The sequence below is a fragment of the Pseudomonas sp. ZT5P21 genome, assembly GCF_054897785.1.
This window is the reverse complement of the sequence record NZ_CM142705.1, coordinates 2,580,258-2,606,294: the sequence shown is the minus strand read 5'-3', so window position 1 is coordinate 2,606,294 and position 26,037 is coordinate 2,580,258. Positions and strand designations below refer to the sequence as shown.

22 protein-coding genes are annotated in these 26,037 nt (G+C 59.4%); 12 read left to right on the top strand and 10 right to left on the bottom strand.

The window, feature by feature from the left end; genetic code table 11:
• Nucleotides 1–11 precede the first annotated feature (11 nt).
• The 4 genes from ACYZT9_RS12245 to ACYZT9_RS12230 all read left to right on the top strand — a co-directional run bounded on the left by ACYZT9_RS12245 (nucleotide 12) and on the right by ACYZT9_RS12230 (nucleotide 2,967).
• Nucleotides 12–962: a D-2-hydroxyacid dehydrogenase family protein gene (locus ACYZT9_RS12245; protein ID WP_462010005.1), complete on the top strand. Its 951-nt coding sequence runs from the start codon at nucleotides 12–14 to the stop codon at nucleotides 960–962.
• A 166-nt stretch (nucleotides 963–1,128) separates the two neighbouring features.
• Entirely contained in the window at nucleotides 1,129–1,659 is a 531-nt protein-coding gene (locus ACYZT9_RS12240; RefSeq protein ID WP_462010004.1) for a tetratricopeptide repeat protein, read from the top strand.
• Nucleotides 1,660–1,705: 46 nt separating this feature from the next.
• A complete protein-coding gene (locus ACYZT9_RS12235) occupies nucleotides 1,706–2,203 on the top strand; it encodes an RNA polymerase sigma factor (protein ID WP_462010211.1) in 498 nt (165 codons plus the stop codon).
• On the top strand, nucleotides 2,200–2,967 hold the full coding sequence (locus ACYZT9_RS12230) for an anti-sigma factor family protein (RefSeq protein WP_462010003.1): 768 nt from the start codon (nucleotides 2,200–2,202) through the stop codon (nucleotides 2,965–2,967). Before ACYZT9_RS12235 ends, ACYZT9_RS12230 begins: the two co-directional genes overlap by 4 nt.
• On the opposite strand, the gene ACYZT9_RS12225 is transcribed toward ACYZT9_RS12230, so the two are convergent.
• A complete protein-coding gene (locus ACYZT9_RS12225) occupies nucleotides 2,968–4,266 on the bottom strand; it encodes an ATP-binding protein (RefSeq protein ID WP_462010002.1) in 1,299 nt (432 codons plus the stop codon).
• 4 nt (nucleotides 4,267–4,270) lie between these two features.
• Entirely contained in the window at nucleotides 4,271–4,972 is a 702-nt protein-coding gene (locus tag ACYZT9_RS12220; RefSeq protein WP_462010001.1) for a response regulator, read from the bottom strand.
• A 294-nt stretch (nucleotides 4,973–5,266) separates the two neighbouring features.
• Between ACYZT9_RS12220 and ACYZT9_RS12215 the strand changes: the two genes are divergently transcribed.
• From ACYZT9_RS12215 to ACYZT9_RS12205, 3 genes are all read left to right on the top strand, one after another.
• Nucleotides 5,267–6,424: an efflux RND transporter periplasmic adaptor subunit gene (locus ACYZT9_RS12215; protein ID WP_462010000.1), complete on the top strand. Its 1,158-nt coding sequence runs from the start codon at nucleotides 5,267–5,269 to the stop codon at nucleotides 6,422–6,424.
• Nucleotides 6,425–6,439: 15 nt separating this feature from the next.
• Nucleotides 6,440–9,538: a multidrug efflux RND transporter permease subunit gene (locus ACYZT9_RS12210; protein ID WP_462009999.1), complete on the top strand. Its 3,099-nt coding sequence runs from the start codon at nucleotides 6,440–6,442 to the stop codon at nucleotides 9,536–9,538.
• A 190-nt stretch (nucleotides 9,539–9,728) separates the two neighbouring features.
• Nucleotides 9,729–10,370, top strand: coding sequence for a DUF1345 domain-containing protein (locus ACYZT9_RS12205; RefSeq protein WP_462009998.1), 642 nt, complete (start codon nucleotides 9,729–9,731; stop codon nucleotides 10,368–10,370).
• A 156-nt stretch (nucleotides 10,371–10,526) separates the two neighbouring features.
• Here ACYZT9_RS12205 and ACYZT9_RS12200 read toward each other — a convergent pair whose 3' ends face one another.
• The 3 genes from ACYZT9_RS12200 to ACYZT9_RS12190 form a co-directional block, all read right to left on the bottom strand.
• The gene (locus tag ACYZT9_RS12200) at nucleotides 10,527–11,714 is read right to left on the bottom strand and encodes a pyridoxal phosphate-dependent aminotransferase (RefSeq protein WP_462009997.1); all 1,188 of its coding nucleotides are present in this window, start codon (nucleotides 11,712–11,714) and stop codon (nucleotides 10,527–10,529) included.
• A gap of 41 nt (nucleotides 11,715–11,755) precedes the next feature.
• Entirely contained in the window at nucleotides 11,756–13,381 is a 1,626-nt protein-coding gene (locus ACYZT9_RS12195) for a methyl-accepting chemotaxis protein (protein WP_462009996.1), read from the bottom strand.
• 324 nt (nucleotides 13,382–13,705) lie between these two features.
• Nucleotides 13,706–14,848 carry a glycerate kinase gene (locus tag ACYZT9_RS12190; RefSeq protein ID WP_462009995.1) on the bottom strand — a complete coding sequence of 381 codons (1,143 nt, stop codon included), beginning with the start codon at nucleotides 14,846–14,848 and terminating at the stop codon, nucleotides 13,706–13,708.
• A 361-nt stretch (nucleotides 14,849–15,209) separates the two neighbouring features.
• On the opposite strand from ACYZT9_RS12190, the gene ACYZT9_RS12185 reads away from it, so the two are divergent.
• On the top strand, nucleotides 15,210–16,223 hold the full coding sequence (locus ACYZT9_RS12185; RefSeq protein WP_462009994.1) for an aldo/keto reductase: 1,014 nt from the start codon (nucleotides 15,210–15,212) through the stop codon (nucleotides 16,221–16,223).
• Between the two features lie 190 nt (nucleotides 16,224–16,413).
• A complete protein-coding gene (rarD, locus tag ACYZT9_RS12180; protein WP_462009993.1) occupies nucleotides 16,414–17,295 on the top strand; it encodes an EamA family transporter RarD in 882 nt (293 codons plus the stop codon).
• 126 nt (nucleotides 17,296–17,421) lie between these two features.
• Here the strand turns inward: rarD and hppD are convergent, their stop codons facing one another.
• Nucleotides 17,422–18,498, bottom strand: a complete 1,077-nt coding sequence (gene hppD / locus ACYZT9_RS12175; RefSeq protein WP_462009992.1) for a 4-hydroxyphenylpyruvate dioxygenase — start codon at nucleotides 18,496–18,498, stop codon at nucleotides 17,422–17,424.
• A 451-nt stretch (nucleotides 18,499–18,949) separates the two neighbouring features.
• On the opposite strand from hppD, the gene ACYZT9_RS12170 reads away from it, so the two are divergent.
• Both ACYZT9_RS12170 and ACYZT9_RS12165 read left to right on the top strand, forming a co-directional pair.
• Nucleotides 18,950–20,485: an EAL domain-containing protein gene (locus tag ACYZT9_RS12170; protein ID WP_462009991.1), complete on the top strand. Its 1,536-nt coding sequence runs from the start codon at nucleotides 18,950–18,952 to the stop codon at nucleotides 20,483–20,485.
• Nucleotides 20,486–20,719: 234 nt separating this feature from the next.
• Complete coding sequence (locus tag ACYZT9_RS12165; protein ID WP_462009990.1) at nucleotides 20,720–21,085, top strand: histone-like nucleoid-structuring protein, MvaT/MvaU family; 366 nt, start codon at nucleotides 20,720–20,722, stop codon at nucleotides 21,083–21,085.
• A gap of 167 nt (nucleotides 21,086–21,252) precedes the next feature.
• Here the strand turns inward: ACYZT9_RS12165 and ACYZT9_RS12160 are convergent, their stop codons facing one another.
• Nucleotides 21,253–21,777, bottom strand: a complete 525-nt coding sequence (locus ACYZT9_RS12160) for a DUF4946 domain-containing protein (protein WP_462009989.1) — start codon at nucleotides 21,775–21,777, stop codon at nucleotides 21,253–21,255.
• Nucleotides 21,778–21,920: 143 nt separating this feature from the next.
• On the opposite strand from ACYZT9_RS12160, the gene gloA reads away from it, so the two are divergent.
• Nucleotides 21,921–22,442 carry a lactoylglutathione lyase gene (gene gloA, locus ACYZT9_RS12155; RefSeq protein WP_462009988.1) on the top strand — a complete coding sequence of 174 codons (522 nt, stop codon included), beginning with the start codon at nucleotides 21,921–21,923 and terminating at the stop codon, nucleotides 22,440–22,442.
• A 141-nt stretch (nucleotides 22,443–22,583) separates the two neighbouring features.
• Here the strand turns inward: gloA and ahpF are convergent, their stop codons facing one another.
• The 3 genes from ahpF to ACYZT9_RS12140 form a co-directional block, all read right to left on the bottom strand.
• On the bottom strand, nucleotides 22,584–24,149 hold the full coding sequence (gene ahpF / locus ACYZT9_RS12150; RefSeq protein ID WP_462009987.1) for an alkyl hydroperoxide reductase subunit F: 1,566 nt from the start codon (nucleotides 24,147–24,149) through the stop codon (nucleotides 22,584–22,586).
• Between the two features lie 128 nt (nucleotides 24,150–24,277).
• A complete protein-coding gene (ahpC, locus tag ACYZT9_RS12145; protein WP_008155117.1) occupies nucleotides 24,278–24,841 on the bottom strand; it encodes an alkyl hydroperoxide reductase subunit C in 564 nt (187 codons plus the stop codon).
• Between the two features lie 138 nt (nucleotides 24,842–24,979).
• Entirely contained in the window at nucleotides 24,980–25,918 is a 939-nt protein-coding gene (locus tag ACYZT9_RS12140; RefSeq protein WP_462009986.1) for a site-specific integrase, read from the bottom strand.
• Nucleotides 25,919–26,037: the final 119 nt, after the last annotated feature.

The window sequence follows — 26,037 nt, the reverse complement described above, 5'->3', positions numbered from 1 at the left end:
AGGTAAGGCGGATGGCTGTGCAGATTGCAGTGATCGATGACTGGCAGGATGTCGCGCGGAACGTGGTGGACTGGTCGGCGCTGGACGCTATCGGCAAGGTGCATTTTATTCATGACTACCCGACTGACAACGAGACACTGGCAGAACGTCTGGCTGAGTTCGAAGTGATCTGCGTGATGCGCGAGCGCACCCGCTTCGATGAGGATCTGCTGCGCCGGCTACCGAAACTCAAACTGCTGGTCACCGGCGGCATGCGCAACGCTGCGCTGAACCTGAAAGCCGCTGCGGCCCTTGGCATACAGGTCAGCGGCACCGACAGTTACAAACACGCCGCACCGGAACTGACCTGGGCACTGATCATGGCTGCGACGCGCAACCTCGTCGCGGAAGCCAACGCCCTGCGCGCCGGTAAATGGCAACAAGGTTTGGGTGGCGACCTGCATGGCAAGACCCTGGCGATTCTCGGTCTGGGCAGCATTGGCAAGCGAGTCGCCCAGTTCGGTCAGGTGTTCGGAATGCGAGTGATTGCCTGGAGCGAGAACCTGACGGCAGAACGCGCCGCCGAAGTTGGCGTGACCTACGTGAGCAAACAGGAACTGTTCGAACAGGCCGACGTGCTGTCAGTGCATCTGGTGCTCAGTGACCGTAGCCGCGGATTGGTCGACGCGAAGGCGCTGGACTGGATGAAACCCACCGCACTACTGGTCAACACCGCACGCGGGCCGATTGTCGATGAGGCCGCGCTGATCAAAGCGTTGCAGAAACAGCGCCTGGCTGGTGCAGCCCTGGACGTGTTCGAGCAGGAGCCGCTGCCGGCTCGTCATCCGTTCAGGACGCTGGAGAATGTGCTGGCGACGCCGCACGTCGGGTACGTCAGCCTGCAGAACTATCACCAGTTCTTTTCGCAGATGATAGAAGATATCCAGGCGTGGGCAGCAGGCGCGCCGATCCGCTTACTGTAGGAGCGAGCTCGCTCGCGAAGGACTCACGGACGCCGCGGGGTATCAGGCTTCCCTCGTTATCGTTGACCACCATCGCGAGCGAGCCCGCTCCTGAAAAGGTTCGTCAGAACGAATAAATCTTCCCCCTGCAGTGTTCACGTTGCATGCCCATGAGGAATGCTCTGCCATGAAAAGCCGATTTGCTGTTTTTACCGCCCCGCTGCTGTTCGCCATCGCGTTGTCCAGCTCCCTGGCAATGGCCGACGGCGACGAAGAAGAACCGGCCAAACCCAACTGCCCCAAAGGCCAGGTCTGGGACAGCAAGTCGCAGAAGTGTGTGATGCAGACCAGCAGCCTCGTACCGGACGCCGACCGTACCGACTATGCCTACCGACTGGCCAAGGACGGGCGTTATGAAGAAGCCCTGGCATTGCTCGATACACTGAAAAACCCCAACACTGCCAAAGCGCTCAACTATCGCGGCTACGCCACGCGCAAACTGGGGCGCACCGACGAGGGCATCGGGTATTACCTGCAATCGGTGACACTCGATCCACAGTACGCGCAAGTCCGCGAATACCTCGGTGAGGCTTACGTGATCAAGGGTCGACTGGACCTCGCCCAAGAGCAATTGCAGCAGATCAAATCGATTTGCGGCAACACCTGTGAGGAATACCAGGACCTGGCCGAAGCCATCCACGATTCATCGAAAACCTGACAGGTCGGAGGTCGCCATCGCCAGCGATCAGGCAATACGGGCAGAGCTGGGCCAGCACCTGGCGCGTTTATGGCGCTACGGCCTGCTGCTGTCCCGTCAACGGCATGTCGCCGAAGATCTGGTGCAGGCCACCTGCGTGCGGGCGCTTGAGCGTGCCGGGCAATTCGTCGCCGGTACCCGCATGGATCGCTGGCTGCTGAGCATTCTGCATTCGATCTGGCTGAACGAAGTACGCGCGCGCCGGGTGCGTCAGGGCCAAGGGCTGGTGGATGCCGACAACACGCTGTCGTTCGACGGCGAATACGCCGCGCAAACACACGTGCTCGCGACGCAGGTGATCCGACGCGTCGATGCACTGCCCGAAGCCCAACGCGAAACCGTGTTTCTGGCCTACGTCGAAGGTTTGTCCTATCGCGAAGTCGCCGAAGTGCTGGACGTGCCCATCGGCACGGTCATGAGCCGACTGGCCGCCGCACGGACGAAACTGGCCGAGTACCCGCCGTTGCACACCGTGCCGAACCCTTCCACCGGAGAACGTCGATGAACGACCACGCGTTACCTTCGGATGAGCAACTGGTGGCTTACCTCGACGACCAACTTGATGCCGACCAGCGCAGTCGCATTGACGCGGCCATCGCCGCAGACTCGACGCTCAACCTGCGCCTGCAATGGCTGGCCCGCAGCAGCCTGCCGTTTCGAGAAGCCTACGATGAAGTGACACACCAGGCGCCGGTGGACCGCTTGCAAGCCATGCTCGACACCTTGCCCTCGCCTGCCCGGCCCGCGATGAGCCGACGCTGGTTTCTTGCCGCGGCCGCCGGACTGGTGGTGAGCGGCGTGGTGGCGGACCGATTGTTCCTCGGCTGGCAATCTAGTCAGCGCAAAAGCAATTGGCGCGGGCTGGTGGCGGACTACATGGCGCTTTACGTGCCGCAGACACTGGAACACTTGCCCAACGACGAAGCCACTCAGCGGGCGCAACTACGCACCATCGACGCACGATTGGGGCTGAGCCTTTTGCCTGGGCAACTGGCCCTGCCACGCCTGGAACTCAAACGCGCGCAGATCCTTGAATACGACGGCATGCCCATTGCGCAGATTACGTATCTGGATCCGGCCCACGGCCCGGTGGCGCTTTGCGTGACACGTTCCAACAGCGGCAGCCGACACATCGCGCACGAGCGTCGACACGAGATGAACGTCGTGTATTGGGCGGACATGGAACACGCCTGGATGCTGATCGGGCATAACCCGGCGTTGGAACTGGAGGAGATAGCGAAGGTGTTGCGCGGCCGGTTGAGCGCTTGATCAGGCCGAGGTCGGAAGCCACAACCGGAACCGCGCACCGCCCAGCGGTGAAGGTTCGACCGTGAGCGTCCCGCCCTGCGCTTCCAGCGCCCGACGACTAATCGCCAGCCCCAGCCCAAACCCGCCAGTCGCTCGATCCCGACTGCGGTCCAAGCGATAGAACGGCTCAAAAATCCGCTCACGCTCATCATCCGGAATGCCGATTCCGTCGTCATCGACCCAAATTTCACAGCCCGTCGCACAGACCTGCACACCAATCTGAATGCGCTTCTCGCAATAGCGCATCGCGTTGCGCAACAGATTCTGAATCGCGCGGGCGGTCAAGCGCGGGTCGAGGTTGAAGCGTTCGAGCTGGCCATGCAGCAGTACGTCGATGACGATTTCCGGTGATTGCTCTTCATCGACACTGCCCAGAATGCTGTCGATGAATTCGTCTAGCGACACTTCGACCCTTTCCGGCAAGCGCGCGGGGTTTTGCAGGCGGCTGTAGGACAGCAACTCAAGCACCAGTTCGTCAAGTTCACGGATGTGCGCAACCAGGCCTTGCAAACGCTCGCGGCTCGGGGCCGGCAAGTCGTCGGACAGCGCCAACGCCAGACCGAAGTCCAGACGTGTCAGTGGCGTGCGTAACTCATGGGAGACCGCGTTGAGCAAATCCCGCTGCTGATTGAGCAGGTTTTCAATGTCGCCGGCCATGGTGTCGAACACGTTGGCCAGGCTACCAATATTGGAGCTGGCGGAGATCTTCGTGCGCTCGCTCAAGTGACCTTTACCGAAGCGCTCAGCGGTGCCTTTGAGGCGTTCCAGATCGCGCCAGTGCGGGCGCAGCCATAACAGCAGACACGCCAGCATCGTCGCGCCGATCAGCACGTTGATGCTCCAGTACAACAAATTGACGTCCAGCGGATCCGGCGGCACGATCATTTGCACCACGACTTGCGAATTCAGCGGTGCCACCGCCAGCGTGCGCCAGCCCCAGTCGCCGATGCGCACAACGTTCTCGCCGCGCTGCAAACGTTTCTGCTCGGCCAGGGTGAAGCCCTCATCGTCATAGCGGCTCAGGACGATGTGCAGCGGATTGAATTGCGTGTCCATCTCGGCCGCCAGCGCCGGCCATTGCACTTCGGGCACGGCGTGAAACTGCTTGACGATGAGGGATTGCAGCCCTCGTGAGTAATCGAGGTTGTAGGTAACGAAGCGCTCCTGGAAGACCTTGATCACCACGTCCGGCACCAGATAGATCGCCGCGCTGTACGAAACGATCGTCACCAGGTACAGGCGAAACAGGATTCTGAACATCGCCTCAGCATTCCCACTCGGAGCGGCTGAACAGGTAACCCTTGCCCCACACGGTTTTGATCTTGCGTGCCTCGCCGGCGTGGTCGTCGAATTTTCGCCGCAACTTAGAGATCGCCACGTCCACCGAACGGTCGGTGCCGTTGAATTCGATACCGCGCAGGCGTTGCAGGATCTGGTCGCGGCTCAGCACTTCACCGGCATGCCGGGCCAGCACCACCAGCAGGTTGTATTCGCCGCTGGATAATTCGACCAGTTGCTGGCGCCAGGTCACGGTGCGCTCGGACAGGTCGATGCACAGGTTGCCCATGAGAATGCGGTCGTTGGCGGTCTGCGGTTCGCTGAGGCTGCTGCGGCGCAACAGCGTACGGACGCGGGCCAGCAACACACGAGGTTCGCAGGGTTTGGTGACGTAGTCATCGGCGCCCATTTCCAGGCCCAGCACCTGATCGTGGCTGTCATCGCGGGCGGTGAGCATCAGGATCGGCAGCGTGGCCGAATCCGCGCGCAGCAAGCGACAGACTTGCAAGCCGTCGAGGCCCGGCAACATCAGGTCGAGAATCACCAGGTCCGGCGGATTGACCCGCGCCCGTTCGCGCACGTGGTCGCCGCGGCTGATCACGCTGACGCAATAGCCGTTGCGTTCCAGGTAGCTGGCAATCAGTTCGGAGAGCGCGGTGTCGTCTTCGACCAGGAGGATGTTGGGCATGGGTGTTTCCAGAAAGTGCTTTGGCGTCTGATAGACCGCTATCGCGAGCAAGCTCGCTCCCACAGTTGATCGAGGATGTTCGCAAAATCTGTGCTCACATCAAATCCCTGTGGAAGCGAGCTTGCTCGCGATGGCGGCCTGACGGTCGCAGTAAGAATCAAGCCGTGAAGGATATACGCCCTCACCCGCACCTGAGTAAAACCCTTACACAATTTCACACAGCACCAACAAAGCTTCACCGCTACCCTCGTCCGCTGCCCGTAGGATGCGGGAGTTCATTATTGGGGTATTTACATGTCAAAGAACCTGCTTGCCAAGCTCAGCCTGCTGGCACTGGCGTTGACGCTGAGCGCTTGTGACAAGTCCTCGAACGCCGAAGAACAGGCACCCCTGGCCAGCGTGCGCATCGAGACGCTCGATGCCCGGCCTCTGTCGATCACCAGCGAGCTGAGCGGGCGGATTGCCGCGCCGCGGATTGCCGAAGTTCGCGCCCGTGTCGCCGGCGTCGTTTTGCAACGGGTCTTCCGCGAAGGCAGCGATGTAAAAAAAGGCGATGTGCTGTTTCGCATAGACCCCGCGCCGTTCAAGGCTGACCTGGACAGCGCCGAAGCGGAACTGCGAAAAGCCGAGGCCAATGCGTTTCAGGCGCGCCTGCAAGAGCAGCGTTATGCCCAGTTGATCGAAGGCAACGCCATCAGCGGTCAGGACTACGACAACGCCCGGGCCGCCGTACGGCAAACCGCCGCCCAGGTCGCCGCCAACAAGGCCGCCGTGGAGCGGGCGAAACTCAACCTCGGCTACGCCACCGTCACCGCGCCGATTTCCGGGCGCATCGGCCGTGCACTGGTCACCGAAGGCGCGTTGGTCGGGCAGAACGAAACCACGCCACTGGCATTGATTCAGCAACTGAACCCGATTCATGCCGACCTCACCCAATCAACCCGTGAGCTCAACGATCTGCGCCGCGCCTTCCGCTCCGGTCAGTTGAAGGAAGTGGGCCAGGGTCAGGCCAAAGCCACGCTGATCCAGGACGACGGCAGTCTCTATCCGTTGCCGGGCAAGCTGCTGTTCACCGACATCACCGTCGACCCGGGCACCGGCCAGATCATCCTGCGCAGCGAATTTCCCAACCCGGACCTCGACTTGCTGCCGGGCAGCTTCGTGCGGGTGCGCCTGGAGCAAGCGGTGAATCAGCAAGGCATCAGCGTGCCGCAACGGGCCATCCAGCGTGACAGCGCCGGTATTGCTCAAGTGCTGTTGCTCGACGCGGATCAACGGGTCGGCCAGCAACCGGTTGAGCTGGGCGCGGTGCAAAACGATCGCTGGATCGTCACCGCAGGCCTCAAGCCCGGCGACCGCATCGTCATCGAAGGCCTGCAACACGCCAAGCCCGGCGAGAAAGTGCAGATCGACGACTCCCCTCTTCCACTTGCCCAGGCCACTGGTCAGTAAGCAGGACGCTTTTCTATGCCGCAGTTCTTTATCGACCGCCCGGTGTTCGCCTGGGTGGTTGCCCTGTTCATCCTGCTGGCCGGTGCGCTGGCCATTCCGCAATTGCCGGTGGCGCAGTACCCCGACGTCGCGCCGCCGCAGATCGAAATCTATGCCGTGTACCCGGGCGCTTCGGCGCAGACCGTGGACGAAAGTGTGGTCAGCCTGATCGAGGAAGAGCTAAACGGTGCCGATCATCTGCTGTATTTCGAATCGCAAAGCAGCCTCGGCAGTGCCACGATCAAGGCGACTTTTCAGCCGGGCACGAACCCGGAAATGGCCCAGGTGGATGTGCAGAACCGTCTGAAAGTCGTGGAGTCGCGCCTGCCGCAAGCGGTCAATCAGCAAGGCTTGCAGGTCGAGAAAGTGTCCGCCGGCTTCCTGCTGCTGATCACCCTGACGTCCACTGACGGCAAGCTCGACGATGTGGCGCTCAGCGATTATCTCGCGCGTAACGTGATGAACGAGATCAAGCGTCTGGACGGTGTCGGCAAGGCCCGCCTGTACGGCGCTGAACGGGCGATGCGGATCTGGATCGACCCGCAGAAGCTGATCGGTTTCAACCTGACGCCAGCCGACGTCAATGCCGCTATCGTGGCGCAGAACGCTCAGGTCTCGGCCGGCAGCATCGGCGAATTGCCGACCCGCACCACCCAGGAAATCACCGCGACCATTCTGGTGAAAGGTCAGTTGTCGACCCCGGAAGAATTTGCCGACATCGTGCTCAAGGCCAATCCCGACGGTTCCACCGTGCGCATTGGCGATGTGGCCCGGGTCGAGATTGGCAGTCAGGAGTATCAGTTCGGTACGCGTCTGAACGGCAAGCCGTCCACTGCCGTCGGCGTACAGTTGTCGCCCGGCGCCAATGCCCTGAGCACCGCGACGCTGGTGCGAGCGAAGATGGATGAACTGGCGCACTACTTCCCGGCCAATGTGGAATACAAGATTCCGTACGACACTTCGCCGTTCGTCAAAGTCTCGATCACCAAAGTGGTTTACACCCTGGTCGAGGCGATGGTGCTGGTGTTCGCGGTGATGTACCTGTTTCTGCAAAACATCCGCTACACGCTGATCCCGACCCTCGTGGTGCCGGTGGCGCTGATGGGCACCTTTGCGACCATGCTCGCGCTGGGGTTCTCGATCAACGTGCTGACCATGTTCGGCATGGTGCTGGCCATTGGCATTCTGGTGGACGATGCCATCGTCGTGGTGGAGAACGTCGAGCGAATCATGGTCACCGAAGGCCTGTCGCCGAAAGAGGCGACGCGCAAGGCAATGCAGCAGATCACCGGGGCGATCATCGGCATCACCCTGGTGCTGGTCGCGGTGTTTATTCCGATGGCGTTCATGCAGGGTTCGGTCGGGGTGATTTACCGGCAGTTCTCGTTGTCGATGGCGACGTCGATCCTGTTCTCGGCTTTCCTCGCCCTGACTTTGACCCCGGCGCTCTGCGCGACGCTGCTCAAGCCGATTGCCAAGGGTGACCATCACGCCAAGGGCGGTTTTTTCGGCTGGTTCAACAAGCGCTTCGAGCAACTGACCGAGCGCTATCAGGGTTGGGTCGCCTTTGCGCTTAAACGCAGCGGTCGCTACCTGTTGATCTACGGTGTGCTGCTGGTCGCACTGGCCCTGTGTTTCAGCCGGCTACCCTCCTCGTTCCTGCCGGTGGAAGATCAGGGATACACGATCACCGACATTCAATTACCACCCGGCGCGAGCAAGAATCGAACGGTGCAGGTGGTCGAGCAGATCGAAGCCCACAACACCACGGAACCCGGCGTCGGCGACAGCACGGTGATTCTCGGGTTCAGCTTTTCCGGCAGCGGGCAGAATGCGGCGCTGGCGTTTACCACGTTGAAAGACTGGTCAGATCGCGGCAGCGACGATTCAGCGAGTTCGATTGCCGACCGCGCCAACATTGCGTTGAGCCAGATCAAGGACGCCATGGCGCTCTCGGTCCTGCCACCACCGGTGGACGGCCTCGGCACGTCCAGCGGTTTCGAGTTCCGTTTGCAGGACCGTGGCGGCCTTGGCCATGCCACGCTGATGCAGGCGCGCACCCAGTTGCTGGCGGCTGCCGAGAAAAGTCCGATCCTGATGAACGTGCGCGAAAGTGCGCTGGCCGAAGCGCCGCAGGTGCAACTGATCGTGGACCGCAAACAGGCGAATGCACTGGGCGTTTCATTCGCCGACATCGGCAGCGTGCTGTCCACCGCCGTGGGTTCGGCCTACATCAACGACTTCCCCAATCAGGGGCGGATGCAACGGGTGGTGGTTCAGGCTGAAGGCGATCAGCGCAGTCAAGTCGCCGATCTTTTGAAGATTCATGTGCGCAACAACAGCGGGAAAATGGTGCCGCTCTCGGCCTTCGTCCAGGCCACATGGACTCAGGGGCCGGCGCAACTGACCCGTTACAACGGTTATCCGGCGATCAGCATTTCCGGCGAGCCAAAACCGGGCCACAGCACGGGTGAAGCGATGGCGGAAATCGAACGGCTGGTCGCACAGGGGCCGGCAGGACTGGGTCAGGAATGGACCGGGCTGTCGTTGCAGGAACGCTTGTCCGGCAGCCAGGCGCCAATCTTGCTCGGGTTGTCGCTGTTGATCGTGTTCCTGTGCCTCGCGGCATTGTATGAAAGCTGGTCGATTCCGACCTCGGTGCTGCTGGTGGTGCCGCTCGGCGTGCTCGGCGCGGTGCTGGCGGTGACGTTGCGCGGGATGCCCAACGACGTGTTCTTCAAGGTCGGGCTGATCACCATCATCGGCCTGTCGGCGAAGAACGCGATCCTGATCATCGAGTTCGCCAAGAGCCTGGTCGACGAAGGCCACGACCTGATCGACGCCACGCTGCAAGCCGCGCGCCTGCGCCTGCGGCCGATCGTCATGACGTCCCTGGCGTTCATCCTCGGCGTCGTGCCGCTGGCGATCGCCACCGGCGCCAGCTCAGCGAGCCAGCAGGCCATCGGCACCGGCGTGATCGGCGGAATGATCACCGCGACACTGGCGGTGGTGTTTGTACCGGTGTTTTTTGTGGTGGTAATGAAGCTGGTGCGCAAACGCCACAAAGGTAACTGAACAAACACAATTCAACTGTGGGAGCGGGCTTGCTCGCGAATGGGGTGTATCAGTCGACATCAACATTGACTGACACACCGCATTCGCGAGCAAGCCCGCTCCCACATGGATCGTGTTGTTCTCTCGAGTGTGGTCACAACGGACTGCGCTGGGCTAAGGTGTTTGCATCGCCCCGACCCATCGAGCCTCCATGCCCTTCCTCGCCCGCACCCACCCTCGCCTCTCCGCCGCTGCTACCCTCGGCGTCGCGGTGGGCATTCTGGCTCCCACCGACTCGATCATCAGCAAAATCCTCTTCGGCTGGAATGCCGGGGTCTGGACCTATCTGGTATTGATGCTCTGGCTCACCGCACGCGCCAAAGCACCGGACGTGAAGCGCATCGCCGAGGTCGAAGACGAGAACGCCGGGTTGGTGTTGTTCGTGGTGTGCATCGCCGCGATTGCCAGCCTCGCGACCATCACCTTCGAACTGGCCGGCAGCAAGGACCTGGAAACCACCCGCAAGCTGTTGCATTACGGTTTCACCGCGTTGACCGTGGTCGGTTCATGGCTGCTGATCGGGGTGATTTTCAGCGTGCATTACGCCCGTCTGTTCTACACCTGGAACGGCAAAGACCCGGCACTGCGTTTCGCCGAAGGCCTGAACACCCCCAATTACTGGGACTTCCTGTATTTCTCGTTCACCATCAGCGCGGCGGTACAGACCTCTGACGTCGGCGTGGCAACCCGGGATTTGCGCAAGATAGTGCTGGCGCAGTCGCTGATCGGTTTTCTGTTCAACACGGCGATTCTCGGGTTTTCCATCAATATCGCCGCGGGCCTGTTCAATTGAACCGTGCACAAATGCTCCAGGCCTCGCGCTCGTCACGGGCGTGGAGGAGCTGAGAATATCGTTGCGGGTCACTCAGTCTTCGCGAGCAAGCCCGCTCCCACCACAGAACCGTGGGAGCGGGCTTGCTCGCGAAGGGGCCGGAACTGTCCACGCAACTCAGGCCCGACGTGATTCCAGCAAATCCGCCGCACACAAAGCGATCCGCCGACACGCATCTGCCAGTTTCTGCTGATCCACCACCAAGCCGATCCGGATATGCCCTGCCGCGCTGGGCCCGAACGCTTCGCCGGCCAACACCGCAACGCCATAGCCCTCCAGCAACCGCTCGGCGAAACGCTGGGCGCACAGCCCAGTCTGGCGCACGTCGACCATCACAAACATTCCGCCATCCGGCCGAACCGCCCGCAACCCCGGGCAAGCATTCAGACGTGCGCACACCAGGTCGCGACGCTGGCGATATTCCTCGCGCATCATCGCCACTTCCGGCAGATCTCCGTCCAGCGCGACTTGCGCCGCGTTCTGCACAAAATCCGGAATGCCGAACAGCATGCACAACGACAAATGTTCCAGATGGTCGATCAAGGTTTTCGGCCCGATCACCCAGCCCACTCGCCAGCCGCTCATGGCGTGGGATTTGGACAGGCTGTCGATCGTCGCGGTGCGCTTGGCCATGCCCGGCAGACTGGCCGGGCTGATGTGCTCGCCTTCGTACAACAGGTCGCTGTAAACCTCGTCACTGATCAGCCACAGGTTGTGCCGAACACAGAGCGACGCCAACTCCTGCCAGATCATCAGCGGCAAACTGGCGCCGGAAGGATTGTTTGGACTGTTGAGCAAAACGGCGCGGGTTTTCGGCGTAATCAGCGCCGCGACATCCGCCGGATCGACGCGAAAGCCGTTCTCGGGACGCACCGCCACCGGCACCACCTTGGCCCCGCAGGCGCCGAACACACCTTCATAGGTCACGTACATCGGTTCGGCGACGATCACTTCATCGCCCGGATCGAGCAGACATTGCACGACCGAATACACCCCGCATTGCGCGCCGGGCATCACGATCACTTCATCGACATCCACCGTCTGCCCACTTCGCCGCCGATGACGGCTGGCGATGCTGTCGCGCAATCCACGACTGCCGCGTACTTCTGCGTAGTGGGTGTCGCCGGCCAACAGGCTGTCGATGCACGCCTGAACGATGGGTCGCGGCGTATCGAAGTCCGGATCACCCACCGACAGCAGCAACACATCGACACCCTGCTCTCGTAACTCCAATGCTCGGTAATGAATTTGCCAGGCCGCGGCGCCGTCGCCGGCGATTCGTTGGGTCAAGGCTGAATAGCGCATGTATTTCTCCAGTCGCGCGTGTTCCTAGCCACAACCCTATCTCAAATCACGAAACGCGCCACCATCGCGTTCAAATCAACGGCCAGCCGCGACAGTTCGTGAGTGGCGGCGCTGGTCTGATTGGCACCGGCGGCGGACTGGGTGGCCAGGTCGCGGATGTTCACCAGGTTGCGGTCGACTTCACGGGACACCTGCGCCTGCTCCTCGGACGCACTGGCGATCACCAGGTTGCGTTCATTGATCAGATGGATCGACTGGGTGATCTGCTCCAGCGCTACACCGGCGGCACGGGCCATTTCCAGAGTGCTTTGGGTGCGCTGATTGCTTTGCTGCATCGATGACACCGCCTCGCCTGTGCCGTTTTGAATGCCGGCGACCATCTTCTCGATTTCCTGAGTCGATTGCGCAGTGCGATGGGCCAGCGCCCTGACCTCGTCCGCCACCACGGCAAAACCACGCCCGGCTTCACCGGCGCGTGCGGCTTCGATCGCGGCGTTGAGGGCCAGCAGGTTGGTTTGTTCAGCGATGGCGCGGATCACGTCCAACACTTTGCCGATATCGCGGCCTTGAGTCGCCAGCCCTTCGATCATCAGCGAGGTGTTTTGCACGTCGTGGGTCATGGTCTGGATGGCGTCGACGGTTTCCACCACGCGGTCGCGACCTTCGCGGGCGGCCTGGGTCGACTGATTCGAGGCTTCGGATGTCGATACGGCGTTGCGTGCTACTTCTTCCACGGCGGCAGTCATTTCGTTGACGGCGGTGGCGGCTTGTTCGATTTCATTGTTTTGCTGTTGCAGGCCGCGAGACGCTTCTTGCGTCACAGTGCTGAGCTCTTCGGCGGCAGCGCCGAGTTGGGTGGCGGAGCCGGCGATCTGCTCAATGGTTTGGCGCAGGCTGGCCTGCATGGTGGACAACGCGCCGAGCAAGCGCGCCGGCTCATCCTTGCCATCGATTTCGATGGCTTTGGTCAGGTTGCCACCGGCGATGGTTTCCGCTGCCTGCACCGCACGGTTCAGCGGCGTGAGGATGCTGCGGGTCAGCAGCCAGGCCAGCAACACGGTCATGAGCGCCGCGACCACCGCAACCACGATGATGCCGGTGATCGCGTTGTTGTATTCCTCGCCCGCCTCGGCCAAAGCAGACTTCGCGTAACGGGTATTGAGTGCCACCAGTTTATTGAGCTGCTCGCCCATCTGGTCGGTGCCTTCCTTGATCCGCGTATTGATCAGGCTGCGCATTTCATCAAGCTTGTTCTGCCGCGACAGCTCCATCATCTGGTTCTGCGCTTGCATGTAGTTATCGAGGGTGGCCGTGAACGTCTTGTACAGCGCGGCCTCTTCCGGCTCGGCAGGCAACGCGGCATAACTGGCCTGGGCGCTGCGCAGTTTGTCGACGAGCACGCCGATGCGGGTCTGGGCTTCCTGCAACGCGGCCGGATCACGGTTGACCAGAATGCGGAACGAGAGGATGCGCATGCGCAAGACGCTTTCGGTCATATTGCCGATGAGTCCGACGCTGGGCAGCTGGTTCGAGCCCATATCGACCGAGGCCTGGCGAATGATCGTCATGCGGTTAACGGCAAACACGCCCAACACGATGACCAGCAAGGCAATGAAGGCGAAACCCAGGAAAGCTCGAGGCGCGATGTTCAGATTACGCAGGGACATAGGACGATACTCGGGTGATTGAGGCGTCGAGCATCCTTGCCGTGATGACTGGCGGGCGGGCATTGAGGCGCACCGTTCTGTCTGGCGCCACTGTTGTAATAGGTTTGTGTGCGCCTGATCTCTGTATCGGCTGGGGTTGAGGATTTATGCGGGGATTTGCAAAATATTTTTCAAGGGGTTACGAGTGTTTCACGGCTGAGACACATGCCGACAGAGCATTTGTGGCGAGGGAGCTTGCTCCCGCTCGGGTGCGCAGCAGCCGCCGTTTTTTGGGGCTGCTTCGCAGTCCAGCGGGAGCAAGCTCCCCTCACCACATAGATTTACTCAGGGTTTCGGGGCGGCCATGCGCCAGACCCGGGCGATGTCACTCGCCCGTTCACACAACAACCGCGGTGCCTCGGTGCACGCCTGCTCCAGTGTCATCGGCCCGCTCGCCAAGGCAAATGCGGCATCGATGCCATGCTCGTACAAAGCCTGATAGCCCTCACCCAATGTGCCGGCGATAACGATCACCGGCACGCAGTGTTGCCGAGCGATCCGCGCGACACCAAAGGGTGTCTTGCCGCGCAAGGTCTGCGCATCGAAACGACCTTCCCCGGTGATCACCAGATCGGCGTCCTTCACTGCCTCGGCCAGACCCACCAGTTCTGCGACCACTTCAACCCCAGCCTTGAACTGCGCGCCAAGAAACGCCTTGGCGGCAAATCCCAGACCGCCCGCCGCACCGCTGCCGGGTTCGTCACGCACGTCTTTGTTGAGGGTTTTGGCGCAGAGTTCGGCGAAGTGTCCGAGGGCGCGATCCAGTTGTTCGACCTGCGCAGGCGAGGCGCCTTTCTGCGGACCGAAAATCGCCGAGGCACCGTGGTGGCCGCACAGCGGATTGTTGACGTCGGCGGCGATGTCGAAGCGCACCTGGGCCAGACGCGGATCAAGGTCACTCAAATCAATGCGAGCCAGTTGCGCCAGCGCCAGTCCGCCTGGGGCCAGAGTTTCGCCTTGGGCATCCAGCAGCTTGACGCCCAAGGCTTGCATCGCCCCCGCGCCGCCGTCGTTGGTGGCGCTGCCGCCAATCGCGAGGATCACCCGTTGCGCCCCGGCATCGAGGGAGGCGCGGATCAACTCGCCAGTGCCGAACGTGCTGCTGACACACGCATCACGCTGCCCCGGCGGCACGAGTTGCAGGCCGCTGGCCTCGGCCATTTCGATGATCGCCGTCAGGCTCTGTGGCAACCAGCCCCACGCCGCATCGACCATTGTGCCCAACGGCCCCCGGACATTGCTTCGACGCAACTGACCTTCGCAGGCGGCCAGAATCGAATCGACCGTGCCTTCGCCCCCATCGGCCATCGGGCATTTGACCAATTGCGCATCGGGCCAGACTTGCGCCAACCCGAGCGCGATGGCGTCGGCCACACCTTGGGCACTCAGGCTGTCCTTGAACGAATCGGGGGCGATGACGATTTTCATGTGAGTTCTCCAGTTCCAATACCCTCATGCTGCCAGCAGGTCCGAACAATAACGCCGGTCCACTACACAAGCGGCACAGAGGATTATTGTTCATTTCTACAAACCGGAGATCAACAGACTCGTTCCCGCAATACGATGCAAAATTGTGAATAACGCTGGTCTCTTGTGGGAGCGGGCTTGCTCGCGAAAGCGTTGGTTCAGTCACCGGATAGGTCGGCTGACCTGACGCCTTCGCGAGCAAGTCGGATCGCCGCACCGCCGCTCCCACATTTTTGATTCGGGGTGTTCGATAATTCACTTTGATCCTCGCGGTTGTTCTGGTATTTGATTGAGCCTTTCCCATTGGCAAAAGGAATTCGTCATGAGCTACCGTACGCTGGGTCATTCGGGTTTGCAGGTGTCCACCCTGACCCTTGGCACCATGATGTTCGGCGAACAGACCAACACCGAAGATTCCCTGCGGATCATCGACAAGGCCTGGGACCAGGGCATCAATTTCATCGACACCGCCGACGTCTACACCGGTGGCCGCTCCGAGGAAATCGTCGGCGAAGCAATTGCCGGTAACCGTCACGAATGGGTGCTCGCCACCAAGGTCGGTTTCGGCCCGGTGGATGGCGTGCCGAACCGCAGCGGCCTGAGCCGCAAGCACCTCTTCAATGGCATCGACGCCAGCCTCACGCGCCTCGGCACCGACTACCTCGACATTTATTATCTGCACCGCGAAGACCACAACACACCGCTGGAGGTCACGGTGTCGGCTATTGGCGACCTGATTCGCCAGGGCAAAATCCGCTACTGGGGTCTGTCGAACTACCGCGGCTGGCGCATCGCCGAGGTCATCCGCGTGGCCGACAACCTGGGTGTCGACCGCCCCGTCATCAGTCAGCCGTTGTACAACATCGTCAACCGTCAGGCCGAAACCGAACAGATCACCGCCGCGCAGAACTACGGGTTGGGCGTGGTGCCTTACAGCCCGCTGGCGCGTGGCGTGCTCAGCGGCAAATACGCGCCGGATGTTAAACCGGACGCCAACAGTCGCGCCGGTCGCGCAGACAAACGCATTCTGGAAACGGAATGGCGGGTGGAATCCCTGCGCATCGCCCAGCAGATCCAGCAATACACGCAAGGTCGTGGCGTGGGCATTGTCGAGTTCGCGATTGCCTGGGTGCTGAACAACAGCGCCGTCACCTCCGCCATTGTCGGGCCGCGTACCGAAGAACAATGGGACGCCTACACTAAGGCGCAGGCGGTGAAGATTACGCCTGAGGATGAAGCGTTTATCGACTCGCTGGTGACACCGGGGCATGCGTCGACGCCGGGTTTCAATGATGTGAGCCATTTCGTGTCCGGCCGTAAATCCCGCAACACCTGAAGAAACACAATCCCACTGTAGGAGCGAGCTTGCTCGCGATGGAGTATCAGCTACATCGGTGTCAGCTGACACACCATCGCGAGCAAGCTCGCTCCTACAGTTGGTCGGTGTTGATCAGTAGGTCAATATTCGGCTCGAAAACCACGTATCCTCCGCCCCCCCTTTTCACCTTCAACATCGCGAGGACAGTTTGTCTAAAGGTATCGCTCTATCGGTCACGGCCTCGGTGTTGTTTGCCGTCATGTATTACTACACCTCGTTGCTCACCCCGTTGAGCGGCGTGGAAATTTTCGGCTGGCGTATGCTGCTGACGGTGCCGTGCATGACCGTGTTCATGGTGGTGTCCGGGGAATGGAAGCGAGCGGTCGAGATTGTCCGGCGAGCCGCCGCCCGGCCGAAACTGATTGCCGGCCTGATTGCCTCTTCTGCCCTGCTCGGTGTGCAGCTCTGGCTGTTCATGTGGGCACCGCTCAACGGCTACAGCCTCGATGTGTCACTGGGCTATTTTCTGTTGCCATTGACCATGGTGCTGACCGGGCGACTGGCCTACGGTGAGCGCCTTTCCTATCTGCAAAAGATTGCGGTGTTTTTTGCCTGCCTCGGTGTGATCAACGAGGTGTATCAGGTCGGTGGCTTTTCCTGGGCGACCTTACTGGTGTGCGTGGGTTATCCGACCTATTTCATCCTGCGCAAGCGTCTGGCAGCTGACAATCTGGGCGGCTTGTGGCTGGACATGGCACTCACGCTGCCCGTGGCTTTCTGGTTCGTGCAGACGGGCGAACAAGGATTCAGTGTGTTTGATCAGCATCCATGGCTGTCGTTGTTGATCCCGATTCTCGGCGTGATCAGTGCCTCCGCGCTGGTGATCTACATCATCGCCAGCCGGTTGCTGCCGTTCAGCCTGTTCGGGCTGTTGAGTTATGTCGAGCCGGTGCTGTTACTTGGCGTCGCGTTGCTGCTCGGGGAAAGCATCGATGCCGGCGAATGGCTGACCTATATTCCGATCTGGTTGGCGGTGCTGGTGCTGGTGTTTGAAGGGTTCAAGCACATGGTCCGGCAACGCAAACCTTAAGGTCTGCGCAAAACCAAATGTGGGAGCGGCTTGCTCGCGAAACCGGCGTATCAGACACCTGATTAGTGACTGATAAACCGCTTTCGCGAGCAAGCCCGCTCCCACACGTTTTACGGCGATACCGGCTTAGTCGGTGGAAAGCACACCACGACGAACCTGATCGCGTTCGATCGATTCGAACAGCGCCTTGAAGTTGCCTTCGCCGAACCCATCGTCGCCTTTACGCTGGATGAATTCGAAGAACACCGGGCCCATCAAGGTTTCCGAGAAGATCTGCAACAGCAGACGCTTGTCGCCCGACTCGGACGAACCGTCCAGCAGAATGCCGCGTGCTTGCAGCTGATCAACCGGCTCGCCGTGGTTCGGCAAACGGCCTTCGAGCATTTCGTAATAGGTTTCCGGAGGCGCAGTCATGAAACGCATGCCGATGCTTTTCAGGTGATCCCAGGTCTTGATCAGGTCTTCACTGAGGAACGCGACGTGCTGAATCCCCTCGCCGTTGAACTGCATCAGGAACTCTTCGATCTGCCCGGCGCCCTTGGACGACTCTTCGTTCAACGGGATGCGGATCATGCCGTCCGGTGCGGTCATCGCCTTGGAGGTCAGGCCGGTGTATTCGCCCTTGATGTCGAAGTAGCGAATTTCACGGAAGTTGAACAGCTTCTCGTAGAAGTTCGCCCAGTACGCCATGCGACCGCGATACACGTTGTGAGTCAGGTGGTCGATGATTTTCAAGCCCGCGCCGACCGGGTTGCGATCAACGCCCTCGATGAACACGAAATCGATGTCATAGATCGAGCTGCCTTCGCCGAAACGGTCAATCAGGTACAGCGGCGCGCCACCGATACCTTTGATCGCAGGCAGGTGCAGTTCCATTGGGCCGGTTTCGATGTGGATCGGCTGGGCGCCGAGTTCTAGTGCGCGTTTGTACGCCTGTTGCGAATCCTTGACGCGAAACGCCATGCCGCACACCGACGGGCCGTGCTCGGCCGCGAAGTACGAAGCGACGCTGTTGGGTTCGTTGTTGAGGATCAGGTTGATCGCGCCCTGGCGATACAGATGCACGTCTTTGGAGCGATGGGTCGCGACCTTGGTGAAGCCCATGATCTTGAAGATCGGCTCCAGGGTGTTCGGGGTTGGCGATGCGAATTCAATGAATTCAAAGCCCATCAGGCCCATCGGGTTTTCGTATAAATCTGCCATGGTTGGCGCCTCATCATTTTCTGGTCAATTAACGGATCGTTAGTTGCTGGCAATGCTGAGACGGGCGGGTGGCGCGCAGGAGATGCCCCGCACGCTGCGGGCGAGGAAGTCTCCGTAGATCAATTGAAACCCGAAACTTTTCATTGTCGACCCAAGGCTATTGCGGGCGAGGCTTCTGCTGCCAGAAGACGATTATTCTTATATGCGTAACCTGATTCTACACAGCGTAATCAGGTTTGTCCGCCTTCTGTATCAAATCCCCTTTTTCCCTGCTCGCGCAAGGGGTTTGTTGCACAGGAAAATCCCCTTGGTCGCCACACGTTTTGACTAACAATGAACGGCGCGAGCCTCAAAGGACAACTATCATGGCGTCTGACTAAACTCTTTTGGGAAGCGTGCCGTTATCTTGCCAGCATTTGAGAGCCCTATTTCATCGTTACAGGTTTCGCGAATGCCACTGACTGTCAAAACCCGCCGCAAACGCGGCACCCGCAGTGTTGTGACGGTATTGAGCGGTTTGCTCCCGATGCTGTTGGGGTTCGCTATTCTTTACTGGCAGGCTGAGCGTGCGCTTCAGCACAGCACCCGACAGACCGCCGACGAAGCCATCCGCCAATTCGAACTGATGCTCGACAATACCGCCCAGGCCGCGCGCGAGTTGTTGCCGATGGCCGGTCAATCCTGCAACGACGTCAAGCTTGCCTTGCGCGAACAGGTCACCCGTCGTCCGTTTGTGCGCTCTACCAATCTGGTGTGGGACGACATTAATTACTGCAGTTCGTTGTTCGGTGACTTTCGTGAAAAACTCGATGCAGGCGACTACAGCAACGGCAAGTTGATGCTGCTGAAAGGCAATCTGGTCACGCCCGACAGCCCGGTGCTGGTGTACCGCATCAGCGAAGGTAAAAAGGGCGCGCTGAGCACGCTGGACGGTTATCACTTGAGCAACGTGCTGCGCTTGATCAGCCGCTCGACGCTACTGATGTTGCAGGTCGGCCCAAGCTGGTTGTCAGCCGAAGGCAAGGTTCACGTTGGGGCGCTGACCGCCCTGCCCGTTGCCGAAAGTAAAATGATTTCCTCGCGTTACGGCTTTACCGTTGCAGCGGGTTTTCCGAAGGGTGAGACCTGGCGTTACATGACCAGCGAGTACCCGCCGCTGTTCAGCTTGCTGGTCTTTTTTGGCGTAGTGTCCGGCCTGATTGGACATGTTTTGCAAAAACGCTCGACGTCACCCAGCCATGAACTACAGCGAGCGCTGGAGGCGGCGGAGTTCATTCCGTATTTTCAGCCGGTGGTGCATGGCGCGAACAAGAAATGGTCCGGCACTGAAGTATTGATGCGCTGGAATCACCCGAAGGAAGGCCTGGTACGCCCTGACCTGTTCATCCCGTTTGCCGAGCATTCTGGCTTGATCGTGCCGATGACCCGCTCGTTGATGCAACAAACTGCGCAATTGTTGGCGCCTGTCTCATCCCTGTTCGATGAACCGTTTCACATCGGCATCAACATCACCGCCAGCCATTGCAAGGACCTGAAACTGGTCGATGACTGCCGCAAGTTTCTCAGCGCCTTTTCGCCGGGCTCCATCAATCTGGTGCTGGAGCTGACCGAACGCGAACTTATTGAGCCAACCGCCATCACGCTTCAGTTGTTCGAGCAACTGCGCGCGCTGGGCGTGATGATCGCCATCGATGACTTCGGCACGGGTCACTCAAGTCTTGGTTATTTACGCCAGTTCAACGTCGATTTCCTGAAAATCGACCAGAGTTTTGTCGCCATGATCGGCGCCGACGCCCTTTCCCGGCACATACTGGACAGCATTATCGAGCTGTCGGCCAAGCTTGATCTGGGTATCGTTGCCGAGGGCGTGGAAACCGAGGAGCAAAGTGATTACCTCACCGTTCATGGCGTTAACTTCTTGCAAGGGTATCTGTTCGGCCGGCCGATGCCCGGTGCAGACTTCATTGATGCATTAAGTCACCATTAACTAGCGTTTTTATGCGACAAGACAACGAGGCCGTGCACCGACTTGAATCAAAAGACTACTCTTGTTACATGAAGAAAAAGTCAGGATTTACTCTTTGCTCATTAACTACTACAATTTTTCTTACCTGCGATAGATTGGCAGGTGAGCCACTTATCACCGAGTCGCTTCAAGGCTCTTGGCTTATAGCTTTGTTTGCGGTTGGTATCAGCCAAACACACTATTGGAGTAAAGATATTGTCCAGACTCGCTGAATTTCGTGCAGCTGAAAAGGCCCTTCAAGAGCAGCTCAAGCAGCTGGAATCCCTGAAGAACGATGCCGGGTTCAAGAAAGAAATCGAATTCGAAGAAAAGCTCCAGGGGCTGATGAAAACCTACGGCAAGAGCCTGCGCGACATCATCGCCATCCTCGATCCGAACCCGGCCAAATCCGGTCTGCAACAGGCCGCCGCACCTAAAACCCGCCGCGCTCGCGTGGTCAAGGTTTATCAGAACCCGCACACTGGTGAACTGATTGAAACCAAGGGCGGCAACCACCGTGGCCTGAAAGCCTGGAAGGAACAATACGGTGCTGCCACCGTTGATTCCTGGCTGCGCGGCTAAGCGCTCGCGGTGACAAAAAAAGCCCTGCTGACGCAGGGCTTTTTTTCACGGATATCTTCTAAATGCAACGATTGGGAGCGATCAACTCACTACTTGCAGATTAACTTTTTGCTTAATCCCTTTGGTTATCTAAAGATTGCGAAATGCACGAACACGCAAACCTTTAACTAAAGTTTCAAGCTGTTACGAGCCGTCTCTATTTCATCCAGGCTTGCCTTATAAGCATCGGCCTGCCCCGCGTACGAAAGAACATAGGCCTGATCGGCATCCACAGCCGCGACCAATGTTTGCGACAACACATGTCGGCCGTTTTGGGTAATCGTGCAGGTAGTTTCCAGTGCCGATAGCCGGCTCAGGGTGGCCGGGTGGATTTTGTTGCATACGCTTTGATAGCCGCCTTGGAAGAAGTCTTTCTGCACTGACTTGCGCATCTCCAGCAACACGCCCTGCACATTCACCTGATGCCCGCTTTCAACGGATGTCATGGTCAACTCCATCACCACCACCGGTGTACCGCTCTGATCGTTTTTCACCGCACGCTGGCGAGACACCTGAGGCTTGGCATCATCCAGAGGGATCGCTTCAACTTCCCAGCCATCCGGCCAGGTCATGATCGGCGTCTGCGCATGAGCGTAAGTAATGCCGGACAGCAGGCCAATCAGAACGAACAGTGATTTACAGAATCGGATCATTGCAATGAACACTCACGGATTGAACCGCAAAGTCTGAGCCTCGTCCGGCTGTCAGGCAATAGCCGACGGTTTGGGTTTGGTGATGCCTGCGCCCTTGCGTATCATTGTCGCCATTCGTTAGCCCCACTTTTTCCGGAGGGCCCATGAGCCTGCACGAATTGAACACTTTCCCGGGTGTTACCGCCCAACCCGATACCGCCACCCAGAAATTCGTCTTCAACCACACCATGCTGCGGGTCAAGGACATTACCAAGTCCCTGGATTTCTATACGCGCATCCTGGGTTTTTCGCTGGTGGAAAAGCGCGACTTTCCGGAAGCCGAGTTCAGCCTGTACTTCCTGGCACTGGTCGATAAAGACCAGATCCCGGCCGATGCCGCGGCACGCACCGAGTGGATGAAATCGATCCCCGGCATTCTCGAACTGACCCACAACCACGGCACCGAAAACGATGCGGATTTCGCCTACCACAACGGCAACACTGACCCGCGCGGTTTCGGCCACATTTGCATCTCGGTGCCGGACATAGTCGCTGCGTGCGAGCGCTTCGAGGCGCTGGGTTGCGATTTCCAGAAGCGCCTGAACGATGGCCGCATGAAAAGCCTGGCGTTCATCAAGGATCCGGATGCCTACTGGGTCGAGATCATTCAGCCTGCGCCGATTTAAAACACCCAAGTCCCCCTGTAGGAGCGAGCTTGCTCGCGAAAAACCTGAGACCGCCACGGGTGCCAGCCTCCCAGCGTTATCGTTGGCGCCCATCGCGAGCACGCTCGCTCCTACAGGGTTTTGTGTTTTAAGCGTCGGCGATCAGGCCGGGGCGGATGTCCGGATCAGGTGATCGAATGCGCTCAGGGAAGCCTTGGCGCCCTCGCCCACCGCAATCACGATCTGCTTGTATGGCACGGTAGTCACGTCACCGGCAGCAAACACACCCGGCAACGATGTCTCGCCTCGCGCATCGACGATGATCTCGCCACGCGGCGACAACTCGACGGTGCCTTTGAGCCAGTCGGTGTTCGGCAGCAAACCGATCTGCACGAAGATGCCTTCGAGGTTGACCGTGTTGAACTCGCCCGAATCGCGATCCTTGTAGACCAGGCCGGTCACTTTCTGGCCGTCCCCCTTCACCTCACTGGTCAGTGCGCTGGTGATCACATCGACGTTCGGGAGGCTGAACAACTTGCGTTGCAGCACGGCATCGGCGCGCAGTTTGCTGTCAAACTCCAGCAGCGTGACATGGCTGACAATACCGGCCAGATCGATCGCCGCTTCGACACCGGAGTTTCCGCCGCCGATTACCGCTACGCGCTTGCCTTTGAACAGCGGGCCGTCGCAGTGCGGGCAGAAACACACGCCTTTGGCTTTGTATTCCTGCTCGCCCGGCACACCCATTTCACGCCAGCGTGCGCCCGTGGCCAGGATCAGCGCTTTGGTTTTCAAGGTGGCACCGCTTTCGAAGCGAACCTCGTGCAACTCGCCAGGGTTTTTCGCCGGTATCAGCGCCGTGGCCCTTTGCAGATTCATGATGTCTACGTCGTACTGCTTGACGTGCTCTTCGAGAGCGCTGGCCAGTTTCGGCCCTTCGGTTTCCTGCACGGAGATGAAGTTCTCGATGGCCATGGTGTCCAGCACCTGCCCACCAAAACGCTCAGCCGCGACTCCGGTGCGAATGCCTTTGCGAGCGGCGTAGATGGCTGCCGCAGCACCGGCAGGACCACCACCGACCACCAACACATCAAAGGCTTCTTTAGCGCTGATTTTCTCGGCCTGGCGTTCGGCACCGCTGGTGTCGATCTTGGCGAGGATTTCCTCCAGCCCCATACGGCCCTGGCCGAAAATCTCGCCGTTCAGATAAATGCTTGGCACGGCCATGATCTTGCGATCATCGACTTCGGCCTGGAACAACGCACCGTCGATGGCGACGTGGCGGACGTTCGGGTTCAGTACGGCCATCAGGTTCAGCGCTTGAACGACGTCCGGGCAGTTCTGGCAGGACAGCGAGAAGTACGTCTCGAAGCTGAACTCGCCCTTGAGCGAGCGAATCTGTTCGATCACTTCCGCACTGGCTTTCGAGGGGTGACCGCCGACTTGCAGCAAGGCCAGTACCAGCGAGGTGAATTCGTGGCCCATCGGAATGCCGGCGAAACGCAGGTTGATATCAGCACCGGGGCGGTTGATCGAGAACGATGGCTTGCGTGCGTCGTCACCGTTGTCGATCAAGGTAATTTGCGCGGAAAGACTGGCAACGTCTTTCAGCAGTTCAAGCATTTCCCGGGATTTCGCACCGTCGTCGAGGGATGCAACGATCTCGATCGGTTGGGTGACCCGTTCCAGGTACGATTTCAACTGGGCTTTAAGATTGGCGTCCAACATACGGGCGATTTCCTTTTTGTGAAGACATAAAAAAACGCCCGAGCGAATCTCGCCCGGGCGTTTTACTTTGGGCGGTGCAGCTGACTTAGGAGGTGCGGAACTCCGCCCTGATGGAGCGCGTCACAGACTTATATCTTGCCGACCAGGTCCAGGGACGGCGCCAGAGTGGCCTCGCCTTCTTTCCACTTGGCTGGGCAAACCTGACCTGGGTGAGCAGCGACGTACTGAGCCGCCTTGATTTTGCGCAACAGCTCGGAAGCGTCACGGCCAACGCCGCCATCGTTCAGTTCAACGATTTTGATCTGGCCTTCAGGGTTGATCACGAAGGTGCCACGGTCAGCCAGACCGGCTTCTTCGATCAGCACGTCGAAGTTGCGGGAAATGGCGTGGGTCGGGTCGCCGATCATGGTGTACTGGATTTTGCCGATGGCTGGCGAAGTGTTGTGCCAGGCAGCATGGGCAAAGTGGGTGTCAGTGGACACGCTGTAGATTTCGACGCCCAGTTTCTGGAACGCGTCGTAGTTGTCTGCCAGGTCTTCCAGTTCGGTCGGGCAAACGAAGGTGAAATCGGCTGGGTAGAAGAACACGACAGACCACTTGCCTTTAAGGTCAGCGTCCGACACTTGTACGAAGTCGCCATTTTTGTAGGCGGTAGCTTTGAACGGTTTAACTTGGCTGTTGATGATTGGCATCGTTGACTCTCCGTCAGGGGTTAAGAAGTTGATGGCGTGAACTCTACCCACTCGACGGACGGATGGCTCATTGGCAAACTTGATGCTGCTGATGGGTTTTCGCTATTAGCAGACGGTATTAATAGAAGGAAACGATATCTAGGGTACCAATGACCTTTCAGCAAGCCGGGCCATTCCGGGAAACGGATTAGCTTCCACGTAACGCATGGCCGACTTCATGTCCTTCCAACCGACGTAGCTCATCAGCGATTTCAAATCCCAACCGCTTTGATGTGCCCACGTGGCAAAACCGCGTCGTAGGGAGTGACTGGTGTACTGCTCGGCCGGGACGCCTGCGCGCTCCAGCGCATGGCGCAGCAAAGGGATAACGCTGTTGGCGTGGATCCCCTCCTCGCTCACATTCCCCCAGCGGTCGATGCCACGGAAGACTGGCCCGCGCACTAGCGCCGCTTCAGTAATCCAGGCGATATAGGCCTGCACCGGACACAATCGCTGCAATGCTGGCGTCTGGTAGGTCTTGCCGAGGTTTGCGCGGTCAGTTTTGCTTCGCGGCAGATACAGGGTTATGCCGGAACCGGCGCGGGCCTGCACATGATCGATCTGTACCCGGCACAATTCATCGCTACGGAAACCTCGCCAGAAGCCAAGCAGGATCAGCGCTCTATCGCGCCGGGCTCTTAACAGAGTCGGTTGATCGTTTTGTGATTTGGCGGTTTGTGCCTCCTGCTCAAGCCAGGTCACCACTTGCTCCAGATGCTGAAGCTGCAAGGGTTCTGCCTGTTTTTCCTGAGCCGGGTGCAGCGCGCGAATGCCTTTGAACACCTTGCGCACAACGGGGGCCTTGGTGGGATCAGCAAAGCCCTGACTGTTGTGCCACTGCGCAAGCGCCGACAAGCGCAGCTTCAACGTGTTGATCGACAACTCACCGGCGTACGCCACCAAATAGCGCGCGACGCTGTCAGCGGTGGCCGGCAGGAAACCGCCCCAACTCACTTCGAAATGCTCGATGGCCGCTCGATAGCTACGGCGGGTGTTGTCGCGAGTGGCGGCTTGCAGGTAGCGATCCAGCTCGGTCATAGGCTCACGTCTCGAAATCGTATGGCTTTCAGAATTGTAAAAGCGATCCACAGAGCATCACATTGGGTAATACCAGTATATCCCGTATCAATAATTTACACTTTTATCGTTTTCCGAAC